This is a genomic window from Micromonospora sp. ZG13, assembly GCF_059359355.1.
The window spans coordinates 223,458-244,496 of record NZ_JCADBQ010000006.1; the positions used below are offsets into that span (position 1 = coordinate 223,458).

General features: G+C 71.2%; 7 protein-coding genes. All 7 read left to right on the forward strand.

Annotated elements, in window-relative coordinates; translation table 11 throughout:
- Window positions 1–242: 242 nt before the first annotated feature.
- The 7 genes from AC5L34_RS15900 (at window position 243) to AC5L34_RS15930 (ending at window position 20,556) form a co-directional block, all read left to right on the forward strand.
- On the forward strand, window positions 243–1,751 hold the full coding sequence (locus tag AC5L34_RS15900) for an argininosuccinate lyase (protein ID WP_494825646.1): 1,509 nt from the start codon (window positions 243–245) through the stop codon (window positions 1,749–1,751).
- Window positions 1,752–1,821: 70 nt separating this feature from the next.
- On the forward strand, window positions 1,822–4,122 hold the full coding sequence (locus AC5L34_RS15905) for a pyridoxal-phosphate dependent enzyme (protein WP_494825648.1): 2,301 nt from the start codon (window positions 1,822–1,824) through the stop codon (window positions 4,120–4,122).
- A gap of 9 nt (window positions 4,123–4,131) precedes the next feature.
- Entirely contained in the window at window positions 4,132–7,491 is a 3,360-nt protein-coding gene (locus AC5L34_RS15910; RefSeq protein WP_441175898.1) for a fatty acyl-AMP ligase, read from the forward strand.
- A 10-nt stretch (window positions 7,492–7,501) separates the two neighbouring features.
- Window positions 7,502–14,191, forward strand: coding sequence for an amino acid adenylation domain-containing protein (locus AC5L34_RS15915; protein ID WP_494825650.1), 6,690 nt, complete (start codon window positions 7,502–7,504; stop codon window positions 14,189–14,191).
- Window positions 14,192–14,225: 34 nt separating this feature from the next.
- A complete protein-coding gene (locus AC5L34_RS15920) occupies window positions 14,226–16,946 on the forward strand; it encodes an amino acid adenylation domain-containing protein (RefSeq protein WP_494825652.1) in 2,721 nt (906 codons plus the stop codon).
- Window positions 16,943–18,217, forward strand: coding sequence for an MFS transporter (locus AC5L34_RS15925; protein ID WP_494825654.1), 1,275 nt, complete (start codon window positions 16,943–16,945; stop codon window positions 18,215–18,217). Before AC5L34_RS15920 ends, AC5L34_RS15925 begins: the two co-directional genes overlap by 4 nt.
- Complete coding sequence (locus AC5L34_RS15930; RefSeq protein ID WP_441175894.1) at window positions 18,214–20,556, forward strand: penicillin acylase family protein; 2,343 nt, start codon at window positions 18,214–18,216, stop codon at window positions 20,554–20,556. The genes AC5L34_RS15925 and AC5L34_RS15930 overlap by 4 nt, the downstream gene beginning before the upstream one ends.
- Window positions 20,557–21,039: the final 483 nt, after the last annotated feature.

Genomic DNA, 21,039 nt, shown 5'->3' on the forward strand with positions numbered 1-21,039 from the left:
CCACGCTCCGTTGCTTGCGCCATTGTGTAGTCGCTCCACGGGGGAGTTGGCTTGATGTCTGTTGACGGCAGACATCGAATTCGTCCAGCGCCGCCGATCGCGCCTTCCCTTGTGGATCGTCGCACCTTCCTCAATGACTGTCTTTCATTCGAGGCGGTCTGACCCGCAGGCGACGTCACGCGCCGCAAGGCGCGGATTTGCGCTGCGGTCCGGCCGTGCAACAGCGTAACGGAGGTCTTCAGTTGCAGCTCGTACCCGAGGGCTCCGCCCTGATGTCGGGACGCTTGTCCAGCGGTCCGTCCCGTCAGGTGCATGAAGAAATCCTCCGGCCGCAGTTCATCTTCGACATGACTCACCTGCTTCCTCACTATCTCGCCGTGGAAGTGGCTCTCCTGTTCGAGTACGAGCGGATGGGAGTCATCACCGGCGATCAACGGCGAGACATCACGGACAAACTCGGCAGGATCGACGAATCCACGATCAGCGCGGACCCCGCCACCAACATGTCCGACACGTCGATGGCCATCGAGCAGTGGGTGCATCGTCAGCTGACCGAGCCCGTCCCGACCTGGCACGTCGACCGCAGTCGCAACGACTCCCAGGCGACCGCACACGCTCTCGCGGCACGCGAGTGGTTCGGTGGCGCGGCGGAGGACCTGCTGGGCCTCGGTGAGGCTGTCCATCGACTCGCCAACGCTACGACCGACATCCTGATGCCGGGATACACCCATCTCCAGGCAGCCCAGGTGATCACTCCCGGCTTCTATCTGGCCGCCCTCTCCCAGCAGATCCTGCACAACCTGCGCCGCTGGCTCGCCACCTATGACAGCAACGACCTCTCGCCGCTCGGCGCGGGCTCGATGGCAGGTCAGCAGCTGCCCTGGGACCGTCACCGCATGGCGCACCTGCTCGGCTTCGCGGGACCGGTTCCGCACGCCCTCACCGCGGTCGCGTCCCGGTCGCTGGCCCTGGAGATGATGGCGGAATTCTCCATTCTCAGTGTCGAACTGAGCCGCTTCGTCACCGACCTCATGACCTGGGGTAGCAACGAATATGCCTTCATCGACCTACCTGACGGGCTTTCCGGAATCTCGGCGGCGATGCCGCAGAAGAAGAACTTCCCGATCCTGGAGCGGATCCGCGGAAAGCTGGCGCATCTCGGCGCCTTCGGTGTGGACATCGTCCTCGCCCAACGCTCGACGCCCTATTCCAACATGGTGGAGGTGTCCAAGGAGGCGACCGCGAACCTCCACGTCTCCGTCTCCACCACGCGGACGGCTCTGCGGCTCTTCTCGACCGTCATCGACAACCTGCGTTTCCGATCCGACCGGATGCGGGAAGCCTGCCGGCGGGAGTATCTGGGCGCGTTCGCACTGGCGAACGACCTGACCCTCAACGACCGGATCCCCTGGCGCGACGCCCAGATCGTCGTCGGGCAGTACATCGCCGCCGTCGTCTCCTCCGACATCCCGCCCCATCCCGGAGACCCCGGGCTGTTGACCGAGGTCGCCGGCCGGCACGGATATCAGGTCTCCGACGCCGAACGCGTGCTAGCCAACGCCTTCGACATCGAAAACGCAATTCGTGACAAGCGGTCGACGGGCTCGGTCAATCCCCAGGCGATGACCGACCTGCTCGCCAGCCAGGCAGACGATTTCCGACTCCTCCGGCAGCAGTGGGACGACCGTCGTGAACGGCGAGGTTCCGCTCGGGCACTGCTCGGACGTCAGCGTCGAATCGGGGAAGAATGACGATCTTGAGCGGAACAGTCCGGATGGGCGCGAACGACGTCGGCACCTACGCACGATCGGGGGCCAGCGCGTGATCTTCCAGAACGTCGTCGACGCCATCGGGCACACGCCGTTGATCAGGCTGAGGATGGATGTCGACCCGCGCGTCCAGGTGTACGCCAAACTCGAACTCCAGAACCTCTTCGCGATGAAGGACCGAGTCGCCCGCCACGTGATCCTCGAGGCCAGACGGCTGGGCGTACTCCAACCGGGCGCGCCGATCGTCGAGAGTTCCTCCGGCACGATGGCGCTGGGAGTCGCACTCGTCGGAACCGCCCTCGGACATCCGGTGCACGTCGTCACCGACCCCCGGATCGACCCCGTGACGCTCGCCAAGCTGCGCGCCCTGGGCTGCCGGGTGCACGTCGTCGACCGGATGTCCCGCCAGGGCTGGCAGGGTGCCCGCCTCGAACGGCTGCACGAGCTGCTCGAAGGCCTGCCGGGTGCGTTCTTCCCCGAGCAGTACCGGAACCCGGACAACCCGGGTGCGTACCGGTCCCTGGCCGCAGAGCTGCTGGGGGACCTCACCTCCTTCGACGTCCTGGTCGGGGCGGTCGGCACCGGTGGATCGCTGTGCGGCTCGGCCCGTGCGCTGCGACGCGCGCTGCCCGAGCTGCGAGTGGTGGGGGTGGACTGCGTCGGCAGCGTGCTGTTCGGTCAACCGGACGTGCCCAACAGGCTGCAGGGCGGCCTCGGCAACAGCCTCGAACCCGCCAACCTGGACCGTCGCCAGATCGACGAGGTGCACTGGCTCAACGACCGGGAGGCGTTCGGCGCCACCCGTGACCTGGCCCGCGAGCAGCAGATCTTCGGCGGGAACACGTCGGGATCGGTCTACCAGGTGTTGAAGGACGTGGCCCGCCGGGCGGAGCCCGGGACCCGCATCGTCGGCATCTTCCCCGATCGCGGCGACCGGTACGCGCAGACCGTCTACGACGACGGATGGGCCACCGACCGCCTCCACGAAATGGACGCGGCGGACCGGCCGCGTCCGATCAACCCCGGCGAGGTCGCCGTGAGCTGGTCGCGGACAGCCGACGTCCCGCGCACGGCCGACGAGCGGTACCTGCTGTTCCTGGAGGCGAACACGAGCGGGACCGGCGTGCTCGCCCTGAGCGTCGCGCGACGGATGGGGCTGCGTCCGGTACTGCTCACCGACCGTCCCGACCGCTACCCGGGGCTCGCTGACACCGACTGCGAGGTCCTCGTCTGCGAGACTCACGACCTGCCGGGCCTACGCTCGCTCATCCAGGGCAGGTTCCGTCGTGAACAGCTCGCCGGGGTGACGACGACGAGCGACTTCTACACCGTGCTCGCCGCCGAACTGGCCGACTGGCTGGGACTGCCGGGCAACCCGCCGGCAGCCGTGGCCGCCTGCCGGAACAAGGCCCTGCTGCGGGAGGCGCTGCGGGACAGCGGGATCCGGCAACCCCGCTTCGTCGCGGTGACGGACCCGGCACGGGCCGCCGCCGCGGTGAGCGAGGTCGGACTGCCGTGCGTGGTGAAGCCCGCGGACGACTCCGGATCGAACGCCGTACTGCTCTGCGCCACCGTCGAGGAGGCGACCGCGCACGTGGAGGCGGTCCTGGGGATGCGCTTCAACGTCCGGGGAATGCCGACCGCCCGCTGCGCACTGGTCGAGGAGTACGTGCGGGGTGCCGAGTTCAGCGTCGAGGTGTTCGGCGAGAGCACCGGGAACCGCTGTCTCGGGATCACCGAGAAGCGGGTGACCGGTGGGCCGCACTTCGTGGAGCTCGGTCACGTCTTTCCCGCGGACCTGCCGGCGGATCAGGCGATCGACATGGTGGATGCCGTCCTGCGGGCGCTCGCCACGGTCGGGATGTCACACGGAGCGACCCACACCGAGGTACGCCTCACGCCGTCCGGCCCGGCCATCATCGAGATCAATCCCCGCCCGGCCGGCGGGATGATCCCCGAGCTCTACCGCCTCGCCACCGGCTCCAACCTGCTCGCCGCGCAGCTGGCGGCGGCCGTCGGCGAACCGACCCGGCTCTCCTCGACCACGAACTCGTACGCCGGGATCGAGTTTCTGGTGGCTCCGCGACCCGGGACGCTCCGGGGTACCGCGGGCGGGGCGGAGATCGAGCGCCTCGACGGCGTCGAACAGATGACCGTGACGGCGTCCCCCGGCACGTCCGTGCGACCACCACGAAACGCCTACGACCGCCTGGGGCACGTCATCGCCACGGGCTCCAGCAGAGCGGAGGTGATCCACCGGATCCACACCGCCGTGGACCGGGTCCAGCTGCTGGTCGACGAGGAGCGCCCGGAAGTCTTCAGCGACGAAGCGTCCCTGGCCCCGGCCCACTGAGAGACGACCATGACGCACACCTCTCTCATCGCGGCTCTGTCAGCCTGGGCGGACACCCGGGCCGACGAGCACGCTCTGACCTTCGTCGACAGTGCCGGGGCGGCGACCAGCACCACGTACGGGCAGCTCGACGAGGGCGCCCGTACCGTGGCCGGCCACCTGCGGTCGATCGCTGAGCCGGGCGACCGGGCGCTGCTGCTCTTCCCGCCCGGCCTCGACTACGTCACGGCCTTCCTCGGCTGCCTCTACGCCAACGTGGTCGCGGTCCCGCTCTACCCGCCGGGCCCCAACGCGCGCCTCGACCGCGTCACCACCGTCGTGCGCGACTGCGGAGCCACCCACGCGCTGACCACCGCGAAGCTGGTCGAACCGCTGTCGGGGCTGGCGGCCGAGCCGGACGGATTGGCGGTGCACCCGATCGAGGCGGTGCGGGCGCAAGCCGCTCCGGTGGGGCCCCACCGGCCGGGGCAGGACGACCTCGCCTTCCTCCAGTACACCTCCGGATCGACGGGCGATCCCAAGGGGGTCATGGTCGGCCACGGCAACCTCACCGACAACCACCGGGCCATCGCTGCCGGCTTCGGGATCACCACCGACGACGTGGTGCTCAGCTGGCTGCCGATGTACCACGACATGGGTCTCATCGGCACCACGTTGCTGCCGCTGTTCGTGGGCATTCCGGCGATCCTGCTCGACACGTTCGCGTTCGTCCGGGATCCGCTGCGGTGGCCGGCGGAGGTGTCCCGTTTCAAGGCGACCTGTTCCGGGGGACCCAACTTCGCCTATCAGCTCCTGGCGGACCGCTTCGACGCCGGGCTGCTCGACGGGACAGACCTCAGCTCGTGGCGGATCGCCTTCAACGGCGCGGAGCCGGTGGACAGGCGGACGATGGACGCGTTCTCCGCCGCGTACGCGCCGCTCGGGTTCGACCGCCGGGCGTTCTATCCGTGTTACGGCCTGGCGGAGGCGACGCTCTTCGTCAGCGGCCCCGAGGCGTCGACCGGCTACCGTGCCAGCACCTTCGATCGGGACGCTCTCGAAACGGGTCGGCTGACCGAGGCGACCGGAGCAGCAGGGACGGACTCGGTCACGCTGGTCTCCTGCGGTACCCCGCCACCGGGTACGACGGTCGCCGTGCGCCGCCCGGACGGCGAACCCTGCGCCGAGGGCGAGGTCGGCGAGATCTGCGTGAGTTCCGGCGGGGTGGCCGCCGGGTACTGGGGCAGGTCCGACTCCGCCGCGACGTTCGCCGCCACCGTCGGCGGCCGGCAGGGGACGTTCCTGCGTACCGGGGACCTCGGCGCGATGTACGACGGCGAACTCTACGTCGCCGGGCGCCAGAAGGACCTGATCATCCGAGCGGGCCGCAACTACCACCCGCACGACATCGAGGCCTTCGCCACCGCGGGCGACGAGTACCTGCGCCCGGGCGGTGCCGCGGCGTTCCAACCGGAGACCGGTGATCAACGGGTGGCGCTGGTGGTCGAGGCCTCCCGCAGCGGGCTGGCGCGTCTGCGCGCGGACCCCGCGCTGCTCACGTCGTTGACCGGTGGGCTGCGGCGTCGGGTGGTCACCGAGTGCGGGTTGGACCTCGACGACGTGGTCGTCGTCATGCCCGGCGCGATACCGAAGACCTCCAGCGGGAAGATCCGCCGGCGTGCCACCAGGGAGCAGTTCGTCGGCGGACGGCTCAAGCTCGTCGTGCCGGCGGTCCCGTCCGCGGCACCCGAGCGGGCCGCCGCCGACACCCACCCCGGCGACCGGTCCACTGCGGTGGAGCAGCTCGTGCGGCGGTACGCGAACCTCGGCGGGGCCGAGTTGGACCCGTCGCTGCCGCTGGCGGCGCTGGGACTCGGTTCGCTGCGGCTGATCGAACTCAAGGCGGCGGTCGAGCGGTTGGTGAACGGCACCCTGGACGCCGAGCTGTTCTTCGGCGACCGGTCGGTGGCCGAGTTGGTCGCCGCCGCCGCGGCTCCCGGCCCGGCCGCCGTACCGCTGCCGGCGCAGACCGGCGCGGTGAGCCCCGCCTCGGCCGGCCAGGTCGAGCTGCACTTCTACGACGAGGTGTCCCGCGGCAACCGGGCGAACAACCTGGCGATCGCCCTGCGCCTCTGCGGCCGCGTCGAGGAGGAACTGCTGCGTGCCGCGATCGACACGGCCGTCGCCCGGCACCCCGCGCTGCGCACGACCCTCGGACCGCTCGGCTCCGGCGTCCAGACCGTCCACGACCACGGCACGGTCGACTGGGAGTGCCGGGCCTTCCCGGACGGCCCCGACGAGGCGGTACGGGCCTACCTGCACGAGCGGGCCTACCGCCCCTTCGACCTGGTGAAGGGCCCGTTGGTGCGGGCCGGGGTGGCGTACCCGCCGGACGGCACGGTGCTTCTCGTGGCGTGTCACCACGCGGTCGTCGACCACTGGTCGCTTCAGCTCCTGCTCGCCGAGATCCTGCCCCGGATCACGGGCGGCGACGCCCCGCCGGCCACGGGGGGACCGGGCGCGGCGGACGCCACCGACTGGGCCCGGCTACAGCAGCAGGCGCGACTCGATCCCGGTTGGCGGGACCGGGTCACGGCCCTGGCGCAGAAGTGGCGGCCACTGCGTGACCTCGTCCTCTTTCCGGAACGACCTGCTTCAGCCCGCTCGCCACGACGACGACCGGACCCGGACCGGCACCGGGCCGGCTGGATCGACTTCGAGGTCGACCCGGACGTCGTACGGACGCTCCACCGGCACGCGGCGAGGCGCGGCTTCACCCCCTTCGTCTCCCTGCTGGCCGCCTACGCCGGAGCCCTGCACCAGGTGACCGGCGAGCCGCGGATCGTGATCGGCGCGCCGCACCACGGGCGCACCGACCCGCGCTTCGCCGGCACCGTCGGCTACCTGGTCAACATGGTGCCCCTCCTCGGTGACCTGACCGACCGGCCCGATCCGTCGGCGCTCGAGGAACGCCTGTGGCGGGAACTCCGGGCGGCGCTGTCGACCGCGGACGTTCCCTTCAGCGACCTGGTCCGGGCACTCGCTGCGGATCGGCACGGCCAGAATCCGCTCTTCCAGGCGACGTTGACGCTCCAGCAGCCCGTGGACGGCAGCGACGTGGGACTGTCCGTGCCCTGGATCCGCCGGCGGCGACGGCTCGGCTCCCACGACGTCGAGACGTTCGACATGCCACCCGTGGACGTCGCCTTCGCGACGAGCCTCTACGGCGCCCTCGACGCGGACGGACTCGCGTTCCGCCTCGTCCACCAACGCAACCTCGTGTCCGCGGAGGCGGCAGCCGAGGTGTGTCGGCGCTTCTCCGAGAATCTCGCCCGGTTGGTCCGACGGCCGTCCACACCACTCGCTCACGACCCGGTTCGACTCAGCTAAGGCGGAGATGATGACTGCTTCCGATGGTGCCGTCGGTAATCTGGTGGAGTCGTTCGACGAGGTCGTCCGACGTCATCCGGACAGCATCGCGGTGTGCTGCGCAGGCCGGCGGATGTCGTACGCCGAGGTGGCCGCCCGGTCGACGGCTCTCGCCGCGGCGATCAGGGCGCGGGTCGACGACCCGTCGCGTCCGGTGCTGCTGCTCCTGCCGCGTTCGGCGGACATGGTGGTCGCGAGCCTGGCCGTGCTGCGGGTGGGCGCGGCGTACGTGCCGGTCGATCCGTCCACTCCCGCCGCCCGGCTGAGGCTGATCGTGGCGGACGCGACGCCCTCGGTGGTGTTGACGACTCCCGAGCTGGCGGAACTGCTGCCACCGGACACCCCGGTGATCAGGCCGCAGGACGTCGCGGAGGACCGGAGCGACGACACCGACGGGCGGTGCCCTGCGGCGTGGGACACCCGCGCCTACGTGATCTACACCTCGGGCACCACCGGGCGGCCGAAGGGCGTGGAGGTCAGCCACGGCAACGTGCTGCGCCTGATCCGCGCCACCCAGCCGCAGTTCGGCTTCGGCGCCGGGGACGTCTGGACGATGTTCCATTCGTTCGCCTTCGACTTCTCCGTCTGGGAGATGTGGGGGGCGCTGCTGTCCGGTGGCCGGCTGGTCGTCGTGGGACAGGACGACGCACGGGACCCGGTGGCCTTCCGGGCGTTGCTCGCCGACGAACACGTGACGATGCTCAGCCAGACGCCCACCGCCTTCAACAGCCTGGTGGCGCACGAGATCTCCCAGCCCGACAGGCTGCCGCTGAAGTGGGTGGTCCTCGGCGGTGAGGCGCTGCGCTTCGGTGACCTCCGGCCCTGGGTGGACAGGTACGGCGACCAGCAGCCGCAGCTGGTCAACATGTACGGCATCACGGAGACGACGGTCCACTCCTCGTACCGCAGGGTTCTGGCGGCCGACCTGACGAGCACGGCCAGCCTCATCGGTCGTCCGCTGTCGGATCTCGACTTCCTGCTCTGGGACGAGCAGGGCCGGCCGGTGGCCCCGGGCCAGACCGGTGAGATCATCGTGACCGGGCCAGGGGTGGCCACCGGATACCTGGGCCAGCCCGGAGCGACCGCCGAGCGGTTCCTCGACCTGACCGTCGACGGCAGGCCCGTGCGGGGCTACCGGTCCGGTGACCTCGCGCGCCTGACTCCCGCCGGGGAGTACGAGTACCTGGGGCGGGCCGACGACCAGGTCAAGATCCGTGGGCACCGGGTCGAGCTCGGGGAGATCCACGCGGCGTTGACCGCGGTACCCGGCGTCGAGCAGGTCGCGGTCACCGTCCGTCGGACGCGGCCGCAGCGCAATCCGGTGGTGAAACAGGAGGCGGTGTCCGGGCGGATCTCCTCGGTGCGCAGTCTCGTCCGGGCCGGGCAGCCGGCGGCGTCGGGCACCGGCAACAACCGGGCGCAGATCGTCGCATACGTGACCCACGACCCCGGCTGCGAGCTGGGGGAGATTCCGGAACTGCTGCGGGCGAGCCTGCCGTCGTACATGCTTCCGGCCTTCATCGTCCCGGTGCCGGAGATTCCCGTGAACGCCAACGGGAAGGCCGACTTCACGCTTCTACCCGCACCGACCGCGGCCAACCAGCTCCGGGCGCCGATGGCCACGGAGGCGGACGCCGACGCCTCGTCGGCGACCCTGGAGCGGGCGATCTGCGCGCTGTTCGAGGAGGTGCTCGGCGTCGAGGGGGTGGGACCCGACGACTCCTTCTTCGGCATCGGCGGGGACTCCATCATCGCGGTGCAGCTGCGTGCGGCCGCGGCGAGCCGCGGGATGACGCTGGACCTGGCCGACATCTACGAGCTGAAGACGCCGCGTGCGCTGGCCGCGAACGCGGTCGCCACCGACGAGTCGGTCGACCCGCCGGTCGAGCCGTTCAGCCTCATCGACGCGGCGGACCGGGTGCGCCTGCCGGCCGGCGCGGTGGACGCCTACCCGTTGGCCACCCTCCAGGCCGGCGTGCTGTTCCACAGCGCGTACGCCGAAGGCGTCAACATGTACTGCGACATCTTCATGTTCCGGTTGCGCGCCAGGTTCGACCAGGACGCGATGAGCCGCGCGCTCGCGCGGGTGACCGAGCGCCACGAGATCCTGCGGACGTCGTTCCACCTGTCCGGCTTCTCGCAACCGCTCCAGGTCGTCCACGCGCAGGCCCGAACCCCGCTGAGCGTGGCGGACCTGAGCCGGTTCGACGAGGATCGGCAGCTGGCCGAGTTCGAGGCCTGGCGACGTCGGGAGATGAGCAACCCGTACGACTGGGCGCGGCCACCACTGGTCCGGTTCACGGCGCACCTGCTCGGCCCGGACGAGTTCATGTTCTCCATGAGCTTCCACGACACGATGTTCGACGGGTGGAGCGAGACGTCCCTGCTCGCGGAGATCCTCGTCGACTACTGGCAGGACCTGCGGGGCATCGCGTCGCACGACCGTGCCCTGCCCGTGCGCCGGTACGCCGACTTCATCGCCAAGGAACAGGCCGTGCTCCGCGACGAGGCGGTCCAGGAGTTCTGGCGACAGGAACTGGCCGACGTCGAGCCGAGCCTGCTGCCCCGCCTGGCCCGGGGCTCCGGCGCCGTCCACGAGGGGCGGATGGGCTTCCTCAGCGTGGACCTCCCGGCGGAACTCTCCGACCGCCTGCACCAGCTCGCCGCCGCCTGCGGGGTGTCGGTCAAACACGTGGTGATGGCCGTCCACTCGCGGGTGGTGATGGCGCTCACGGGACGCGACGACGTCGTGCTCGGCGTCGCCGCCAACGGGCGGATCGAGGAGGAGGGCGGCACCGAGGTCATCGGCCTGCACCTCAACCTCGTACCCTTCCGGCTCCGGCCGCGGGGCCGCACCTGGCGCGACCTCATCGCGGCCACCAGCGACAAGGAGCGGGAACTGCTGCCGGTGCGGCGCTTCCCGCACGCCGAGATGCTCCGCCTCGCCGGCGTACCCGAGCTGACCGACATCATGTTCAACTACACCCACTTCCACGGCTACGAACGGCTCGCCCACGCCACGGGCATCGAGGTGGTGGACGGCTTCGGCTACATCCAGACGAACTTCACCCTGCGGGCCGAGTTCAACAAGGATCCGTTCAGTCGACTGCTCACGCTCGACCTCGAAGCGAACATGGAGCGGATCTCGGAGGACCAGCTCCACGACGTGGCGGACATCTTCCTGCGGGCGCTGACGAGCATCGTCGACCAGCCGGACGACGAGCCGACGCAGGTCGCGCTGCTCGGTGAGCAGCGGTACCGGGCGTTGCTGGCGATCTCACGCGGGCCGGTCGAGCCGGCGACGGCGACGGGCTTCCTCGACCGGATGGCCCGTTCGGTGCAGACGTTCCCCGACGAGGTGGCCGCCGTCTGCCGCGGCCGCGAGATCACCTACCGGGAGCTCGCCGTGCACGTCGAGCGGGTGGCCGGATGGCTGCGTGAACGGCAGGTGGGTCACGGCACCGTGGTCGGCCTGGCCAGCGGCCGGAACATCGACTACCTCGTCGTCACCCTCGCCATCCTCCGCCTCGGCGCGGTGTACCTGCCGCTGCCGCAGGGCCCGGCCGCACGCGTCGCCCGCATGGTCCGACGGGCGGAGGCGAGGCTGGTGGTGTGCGACGAGACGCACCGCGCCGCGTTGGCCGCGATCGGTGAGGTGGAACTGGTCGATGTGGCGGACGTCCTCGCCGCCGCTGCCGGCGCCCCGGTCGCGCTCGGACCCGCACCGGGCGGTCGGGACAGCGCGTACATCATCTTCACCTCGGGATCCACGGGCGAGCCCAAGGGTGCCCTGATCCGGCACGACGGCATGCTCAACCACCTCGACGCCAAGATCCAGCAACTGGACCTGCGGCCCGGCGACCGGCTGGCCCAGGACGCCGCCGCCACCTTCGACATCTCCGTCTGGCAGTTCCTCGCACCACTCGCCGTCGGCGCCACGACCGTGATCTACCCGGACGAGATCGGTCAGGACGCGGCGTCGCTACTGCGGGCCGTGGCCGAGGACGGGGTCACGGTGCTGGAGGTGACGCCGTCCGTGCTCAACATCATGTGCGCCGAGCTCGCGTTCTACGGCGTCGACGCGTTCGCCCCGTTCCGCCTGCGCTGGGTCGCCTCGCAGGCGGAGACGCTGACCCCGCAGTCCGCCAACACGTTCCGCCGGCTGCTGCCCGAGGTGGGGCTGCTGAACATGTGGGGGACGACCGAGACGTCCGACGACGTCCTGCACCACCTCGTCGCGGCGGACGTCGACGAGCGGGACGTCTCCGTCCCCATCGGACGGCCAGTGCGCAACACCGCCCTGTACGTGTTGGACGGCGGCCGGGAGCCGGTGCCCACCGGCACGCCGGGTGAGCTGTACGCCGGCGGCATCTGCGTCGGTGGCGGCTACGTCAACGACCCCGACCGTACCGCCGCGGTCTTCGTCAGCGATCCCTTCGCCGTCGACGGGGACGGCATCATGTACCGCACCGGTGACCGCGGCCGCCGGCTGGCGGACGGCTCGCTGGAGTTCCTCGGCCGGATCGACAACCAGCTCAAGATCAGAGGCAACCGGGTCGAACTGGACGAGGTCAGTCGCGCCCTCGCCGGCGTCGAGGGCGTCCAGGAGAGCGTGGTGATCGTCCGGCAGTCCGATGACGGCGGTAAGCAACTCGTCGGATTCTTCGTACCGGAAGTGGTCTCCGGCGGTGCCGGCGGTTCGGCCGAGGGCTCCCTGCTCCGCCGGGACCTGCGGCCCGAGGAGGTTCGCTCCGGGCTGAGCCAGGTCCTGCCACGCAACGCCATTCCGGACTTCCTGGTCCGCATCGACCAGTTGCCGCGGACGAGCCACGGCAAGGTCGACACCCGGTCGCTGGCGGCGACAGCCCTGTCCCCGGTCGACGAACCGACCGAGGAGAGCTGCGCCCCGATGACCTCGATGGAGGAGGCCGTCGCCGAGATCTGGGCCTCCGTGCTGTCCGGTCGCCGGCCCGGGCCCCAGGTCAGCTTCTTCGACCTGGGCGGCCACTCCCTGCACGCGACGCAGGTCCTCGCCCGGCTGCGCGACCGCCTCGGGGTCCGCCTGCCGATCCGGGAGCTGTTCGAGAACCCGACGCTGCGGGGTTTCGCCGCCCGGGTCGAGGCGGCGCTGACAGACGACCGGGAATCGGCTGTGCCGATCCCGGCGAGGCCCGCCGGCCTGCGGGAGTTTCCGCTGTCCATGGCGCAGTCGAGCCTCTGGTACCTCGACCAGCTCGACTCCGACGGCGCCTACACCGACGGTTACCTCCTGCATCTGCATGGCGACCTCGACGTGACGGCGCTGCGGACGGCCGTCGACCGGCTCGTCACGCGGCACGAGGTGTTGTCCAGCCGGATCGTCGAACGCGACGGCGTGCCGTTGCTGGTCGTGGATCCCGATGCGAAGCCGCGCCTGCGGGTACGGCAGGCTACTGACGCGGTGGTCGCTCAGGGGGACACCGAGGCGATGCTGGAGTACGTCCGGCAGCGGGCGACGCGGCGCATCGACCTCGGTGGGGTGCTGACCCAGGCCACCCTGTACCGCTTCTCCGACCGGGACCACGTACTCGAATGGACGAGCCATCACGTGGTCACCGACGGCTGGTCCAACGAGGTGATCCTGCGGGAGATCGCGGAGTCGTACGCGGCCCACCGGGCGGGACGGGAGGCGGACCTGGCCCCGCTCCCGATCCAGTACGGTGACTACTCCCGCTGGCAGCAGAACTACCTCGAATCGGCGCCGGCCCGACGCGAGGGCGACTTCTGGCGGTCCTACCTGAAGGGTTACGACGGGGAACTCGCCCTCGCGACCGACCTGGAGCGGACCGAGGACCGTGCGCGGGCCGCGGGCCGGCACCGCCGGGAGTGGGACGAGACCTTCTCCGCCGAGGTGAGGGCGTTCGCGCAGCAACACCACGTGACCCTCTTCATGGTCGTGCACGCCGTCAGCGCGGTGCTGATGGCCAAGCTCGCCCAGCAGTCGGATGTGGTGATCGGTGCGGCCGTCGCCGGTCGGCACCCGGCGGAGACGAAGGACCTCGTCGGCTTCTTCGCCAACACCGTGCCGTTCCGCTACCAGGTCGACCCCGAGCACAGCGCGCGGGCCGTCGTCGCGGTGGTCCGGGACAGCGCCCTGAACGCCCTGGATCACCAGAGCCTGCCGTTGCAGAAGATCGTGGACCTCGTGGGAGCACCCCGTCGACCCGGAGTCAGCCCCCTGGTCCAGGTCGTGGTCTCCGTCGCCCGGTCGATGCGCGGTGCCGCCGCGCTGCCGGGCCTGGACACGACCGTGACCCAGCTGGGCGCGCAGACGAGCCGCTTCGACCTGTTGCTGCACTTCACCGACGAGGACCGGATCGGGCTGACCATCGAGTACGACCGGTCGCTGTTCACCCCGGAGGCCATCGACCGGCTGGCCGGGGCGGCCGACCGGCTGCTGAGGTTCTTCTCTGGCAGCCCGGACCGGCCGGTGGAGGAGGCGACGCTCGTCGACGACGAGGACCGCAGGGCGCTCGGGGAGATCTGGCGGGAGGTGAGCGGCCAGTCCCTGGAGATCGACCACCGCGCGACGGCGACGCTCATCGACTCCCCGCACTGGGGCGCGTACGTGTCGCGGGTCGAAGCGGCAGGGCTGATCGTCCCGCTGGTGCTCGCCCTGTGAGGACCGGCGGGACGAAACCTGGGGAGAACCGCTCATGACGTCGACCGATCGCGCGCTACGGCTGCGTCGGCGGCTCGCCGGACGCCACGACGTGTCCGTACCGGCGCTCGGCCGGGCCGGCACCGCGACGGTCACCGCCGACAACCTGGTCGCCGCCTTCGACGAGGTCGCCGCTCGGCACCCCGACCGGGCCGCCGTCCGCTGCGACCGGCAGGCCCTGACGTACCGGGAGCTGGCCACCGCCTCCCGGGCCCTGGCCGGCCGGATCGCGACGGTCGCGCCACCCGGCCAGCCGGTCGGCGTGCTGCTGCCGCGCTCGGCACGGATGATCGTGGCGGCGCTGGCGGTGCTCCGGACGGGTGCCGCGTACCTGCCGCTCGACCCGGAGGCGCCCGCCGTCCGTACCGGCATGATCGTCGGTGACGCGGCGCCGTCCCTGGTGATCACCACGGGTACGCTGGCCGGCTCCCTGCCCGCGACGGTCGCGGCGGTCCTGCTCGACGCGTCGGACGGTGGCGAGGAACAGCCGGACCCGCCCGCCGCACCGGTCCGCCCGATCGCGCCCACCGATCGGGCGTACGTCATCCACACCTCGGGCACGACCGGCCGTCCCAAGGGAATCGAGGTCTCCCACGCCAACGTCCTGCGCCTGATCGGCACCACGCAGCCACTGTTCGGGTTCGGGCCAGCAGACGTGTGGACCATGGCGCACTCGTTCGCCTTCGACTTCTCGGTGTGGGAGATGTGGGGGGCGCTGCTCACCGGCGGGTGTGTGGTCGTCGTCGAGGGCGAGGTCATGCGGGACCCGGTCGCCCTGCGGCGCCTGCTGCGGGCGGAGCGGGTCACGATGCTCAGCCAGACGCCCACCGCCTTCAGTTCGCTGGCGGCCCAGGAGGACGAGTACGACGACCGGCTGCCGCTGCGGTGGGTGGTCTTCGGCGGTGAGGCGCTCCGGTTCGGGGACCTGCGGCCATGGGTCGCCAAGTACGGCGACACCGCGCCCGACCTGGTCAACATGTACGGGATCACCGAGACCACCGTCCACGCCTCGTACCGCCGGATCCTCGCCTCCGACGTCGCCAGCACGACCAGCCTGATCGGCGCCCCACTTCCCGACCTCGACTTCCTGTTGTGGGACGAGGACGATCAGCCGGTCGCCGACGGTCAGATCGGGCAGATCATCGTCACGGGTGCGGGCGTGGCCCTCGGATACCTGGGACAACCGGAACTCACCGCGCAGCGGTTCATCACCGTCACCGACGCGCAGGGCCGGCCCGTACGCGGATACCGCTCCGGGGACCTCGCCCGGCGGACGCCTTCCGGCGAGTACGAGTACCACGGGCGCAACGACGACCAGGTCAAGGTCCGCGGCTACCGCCTGGAGTTGGGGGAGGTGCACGCCGCCCTGGTCGCCCTGCCCGGTGTGCGGCAGGCCGCGGTGGTGCCGCACACCGCACCCGGCACGGGAACCCGGCTGGTGGCGTACGTCGTCGTCGGCGGCGACGCCGGTCCGGCGCAGCTGCGCTCCTGGATGGAGGGTCGGCTTCCGGCGTATGCCGTTCCGTCCGCGTTCATCCTCGTCGACGCGCTACCGCGAACCGCCAACGGCAAACTCGACCGGGCAGCCCTGCCCAACCCGGGCCCCGTCCTGACGCCACATGTGCCCGCAGGCGTCGACGACGTCACGCGGTCCCTGCTGGCGATCCTGGCGGAGCTGCTGCCCGGCACCGAGGTCGAAGCGGACACCGACTTCTTCCGGCAGGGCGGCAACTCCCTGCTGGCGACCCGCCTGCTGGCCGCCGTACGCCGACAGTTCGGTGTCGTCGTCCCGCTGCGCGACTTCCTGAGGGCGCCGACGGTACGAGCGGTGGCGGGCGCGGTCCGTCGGGCCCGGCCGGCCGGACGGAATGCGGCGTCCCGCCGCCCGGTCGACCTGATGCCGCTGGGGGACTCCATGGCGGGCCGGGCGCCCGTGGTGGCGCTGCCCGGCGTCTTCGGGATCGGCGCCTCGATGGCGCGGCTGTCGACGCACGTCCGGGGCCGCCCGTTCTACGCCCTGCACACCCGCGACCTCCTCCGCGCGCGGGACGGCACGCCGTCCGCCGCCGTCGCCGCGCAGGCCTGCCTGACCGAGCTGCTGCCCGTCGCCGATCCCGGGGTCCACCTCGTCGGACATTCCCTGGGCGGAGCGGTGGCGCTGCACCTCGCCCACGCGCTGCGGGCGGCCGGCCGCCAGGTACGGAGCATCACCCTGCTCGACGCGCCGAGCCCACGATGTCTCCACCAGCGCCTTTCCGAGGATCACCGGAGTCGGCTGGTCGCCTTCCTCTCCGACGTCGCCCTCGCGTTTCCCGAGCACACCCGCCGGTGGCGCGAGCTCTCCCCGCAGTCCGCGGCCGGGTTGGCCGACGCGGAACTCCTGAGCTGGGCCACCTCCACCGCGGCGCCCGCGCTGGCTGCCACGATCGGCGGGCTCGCCCACGCCTTCGCGGACTACCGGACGATGGGACGGATCATGGCGGAGCCCGCGCCTGCCCTGGCCGTGCCCGCACTGCTGCTGGTGGCGGGCCTGGAGAGGTCCGACGACGATGACGGGCACACCGAGGGCTGGCACCTGGTGCTGCCGAACCTGACCGAGACGGTGGTGGCCACCAGCCACGAGGGCATGCTGCGTGACCCCGGAGCGGCTACCGTCGCCGAGGCAATGACCGAGTTCCAGCGCCAGCAGGACAAGACGGAAGGAAACCCGAGTTGACCCGGGAACCGGCTGCGAGCGCAGCGTTCCGCCCACCGCGACTGGCCAGGATCCTCGTCGGCGGTTCCGGCGTGATGAGCCTGGCCAACGGCGTGACGATTCCCTTCCTCGCCATCTACCTCCGCAACGAACTCGGCCTGTCCGTCTCGACGGTCGGCCTGGTCATCGGCTCCTCCGTCCTCTTCGGCATCTCCGGTGGGTTCCTCGGCGGCGCGCTCTCCGACATCGTGGGACGCCGCCGGGTCCTGCTCTCCTGCCTGCTGGTGGTGATCGGCAGCTTCGTCGGGTTCTTCTTCGCGCGCGACGCCGTGACGGCGTTCGTCTTCAACTCGTCCATGGCGTTCGCCACCAGTGCCTTCAGCCCGGTCGCGAAGGTACTCATCAGCGACCTGCTCCCCGTTGCGCTGCGGGTGAAGTGGTTCTCCTACCAGTACCTCGCGATCAACGCCGGCTACGCCGTCGGTCCGCTGATCGGCGTGGCCCTCGGGTTCACCGGCGCCCGGATCTCCTTCCCCGCCGCCGCCGTCGTCTACCTGGTCTACCTCGCCGTCCTCTGGGCGGCCACGCGGCAACTGCCACGACCGTCCCTCGGGGACGCCGGGCTGGCGACGCTCGGCCGCAGCACGGGCGCCATCGTCCGCGGACTGGGCGAATCGGCCCGGGCCGTGATGTCGGACCGCCGCCTGCTCCTCCTGCTCATGGGCGCGATCCTGTTGGAGACGGTGCACAGCAGGATCTCGGTGCTGCTCGCCCAGAACTTCGTCATCGACTTCGCCGACAGCGCCCGGGTGCTCGCCGCGGTCATGACCACCAACGCGGTGGCGGTGATCATCCTCCAGCTCTTCGCCGCCGGTTACGTGCAGCGCTACAACCCGCTGAACGCCATCACCCTCGGCGGGATCCTCACCTTCGTCGGGATGGCCGGCTTCGCGATCTCCGAGCAGATGTGGCACTACATCCTGGCGATGGTGGTGTTCACCGTCGCCGAGACCCTGATCGTGCCGTCGGAGTTCGCGCTCGTCGACCGCATCGCGCCCGAGGACCGGCGCGGAGCCTACTTCGGCGCACAGACCTTCGCGCAGGTCGGCGGGTTCACCGGACCGTTCCTCGGCAGTCTCGTCCTCGCGTCCTTCGGCGGGCCGGTCATGTTCCTCGCCATCGGCTCCCTGGCGATGGTGAGCGTCGCGATCTACCTGCTGGTCGGCCGGCGCATCCCTGACCTGAATCGCCACGACACTCTCCCGGAGACGGAGACCGAAAAGGCGTCATGAGAGCCGCGGCGGGCATCCTGCGCCTGGTCGCCTGGCCGAGCAGTCGTGCGCTCCGGCGCACCCGGGTGCTTTCTCTGGCGGCCCTGCACGGGACCGTCGACATCGACCGCGACGGACGCGGCATCCCGTGGATCCGTGCGCGCGACGAGCGCGATCTCTACGTCGGCGTCGGGGTCGCGATGGCGTACGACCGGCTGTGGCAGATGGACGTCCTGCGCCGGCGGGCGACCGGACGACTGGCGGAGGTGTTCGGCCCTCGCGCCGCCGGTTCGGACGTGCTCGCCCGTACGCTCGCCTTCGAGCGGGCCGCCCGCCAGAGCGAGGCGCTGCTCTCAGCGCCTGCCCGCGCCAACCTCGCGGCCTTCGCCCACGGGGTCGACACCGCGGTGCGCCGGATGCGCCGCCGCGGGCAGCTCCCGCCCGACTTCCACCTGGTGAGGTACCGGCCGGGCCCGTGGTCGGTCAGCGACTCGCTGGCCATCGTCAAGCAGCTCGGCTTCCATCTGGGCCGCAACCTGCAGCAGGAGATCTTCCGCAGCCGGCTGCTGGCGGAGCGACCGGACCTCGTCCGCAGCTTCCTGGCGCCGAAGTACCCGCCCGGCGGCAGCGTCACCATCGGGTCCGACGCCCCGGCAGGGCCGGCGGCACGGCGCGGCGACACCGCGCTGCTGTCCGCGGCCGGCGCCGCCCACCTGGGCGACCTCTTCGCGGGCCGGCAGGGGAGCGGTTCGAACGCGTGGGCGGTGTCTGCGGCCAGGTCCGCCACCGGCTTCGCCGCGCTGGCCAACGACCCGCACATCCTGTTCACCCAGCCGAGCCTCTGGTATCAGCTGGGTCTGGACCTCGACGGCGAACGCGCGTACGGCGTGACGGTGCCGGGCGTGCCCGGACTGGTGATCGGCGCCAACCCGGATCTCGCCTGGGGGGTGACGAACTCCACCATCGACACCCAGGACCTGGCCGTGGGGGAGCGGGCGGACCCGCCGGGAGAGTCACGGTGGTCGCAGACCAGCGTCGTGCGGGTGCGCGGCGGAAACGAGATCTCCGTGACCGCCGCAGGCGGGCCGGGATACGTCGACCTGCCGGGCCCACGCGGTGCGGAGGCGGACCCGGTGGCCCTCTACTGGAGTGGCCTGCACCCGTCCACCGAGGCCGAGAGCTGCCAGCGCATGTGGCGGGCGCGCGACTACCCGGCGTTCCGCGAAACCCTGCGGGGTTTCGGCGTGCCCGTGCTCAACCTCGTCGTCGCGACCCGTGACGGTGCGGTCGCGCTGCGGACGGCCGGGATCGTGCCCCGCCGCGACCGTCAGGAGGGCCTCGCCCCGGCCGGCGCGGCCGAAGTGGCCGCTCGCTGGACCACCACGCTCGCGTTCGACGAGCTGCCGGAGGTCGTCGATCCGCCAGCGGGCTACGTGGTCAGCGCCAACCACCAGATCCTGCCCGACGGAGTCGCCCCGCACCTGGGCAGCGACTGGGGCGGACCGTACCGGGCCGACCGGATCGGGGAGCTGTTGACGGCGATGCCGACGGCCCGTCCGGACGACTTCGCCGCGTGGCAGATGGACCTGCGCAACGGCCGGGCACAGCGCATCCTGCCCACCTTGCTCAAGGCGCTCGACGAGAATCCACCCGAGTCGCCGCTGGCCCGGTTCAGCCATCAGTCGCTGGCCACCTGGGACGGCAGGGACGACGCCGATCAGGCCGCACCTCTGGTCTTCGGGGCGCTGGCCCGGGTGCTGACCGGGCGCTGGATCACCAGCCGGCTCGGTGCGGCCGTCGCAGACGCCATGACCGATGTCACCCTTCAGGTGGATCACCTGGTGATGGACGCGGACGCCCGCCGGCGGCTCGGCGAGACGGAGGAACTGCCGGTCGTCGTCGCCGACGCCCTCACCGAGGCGGCGCGTCGACTCGCCGACAGATTCGGCGACGACCCCACCGGCTGGTGCTACGGCAGGTTGAACCGGATCGCGGACCAGCATCCCCTGGCCGCGGTGTCGGACACGCTGCGTTCGCTGTACGGATCGCCCCCGACCCCGGTGGGCGGTGGCGGGCAGAGCGTCTGTCTGATGTATCCCGACCGCGACGGCCAGGTGGTCGAGGGCGCGCCGTGGCGCTTCGTCGTCGAGTTCGGCCCCGCCGGCAGCACCCGCATCCGCGACGTGCTCCGCCACGGCAGCTCGGGCAATCCCCTCTCGCCCCACTACGGGGACCAGACGCCGGCGCACGCCGAGGGGCGGCTGTACGAGGTACGCCTCGACAGCCTGCCGGAGGTGCGCAGACGCCTGACCCTGGCGCCCCGGACGGCGGGGCGGTCGGATCGCGCACGTCGAGGGTGATGTCGCGGCGCACGAGCTCACGGACCGGCGGTGCAGCCGGGACGGGGTCGTGGTGCAATCCGCCACGGGCCTTGGACGCGATGGTCGCCCACGCCGAGCGCCGGGTACGACGCGACCAACGTGGACCGCGACCGCGATGATCGTGCTGGGTGTGGTCGTACGCTGGGTGATCGTGCTCATCGCCGGCCCGGCTCGCGGTCCGGGGAGCCGGGTCGCGGTGTGACACATTTCATAATGTTCTTAATTCCTGGATTCCCCGGGCGGCGTGGGGAGTGCTCGGGTCCCTTACCGCGTCAGCGGAAGGGGCACAGAGGGTAGTCGCGGGGTAGCCCATCGCCCGGCCCCGGACCTCCGGCGATGCCCTGGTGGCTGCGGCTGTCCCCGTGTGGCCAGTCAGCGGAACGGCGCGGAAGGGTCACGCTGTGTCGCAACGGCGGAAGCGGTCGTCCGGGCGGCATGCCCCCAGATTCCACCGTCGGATTA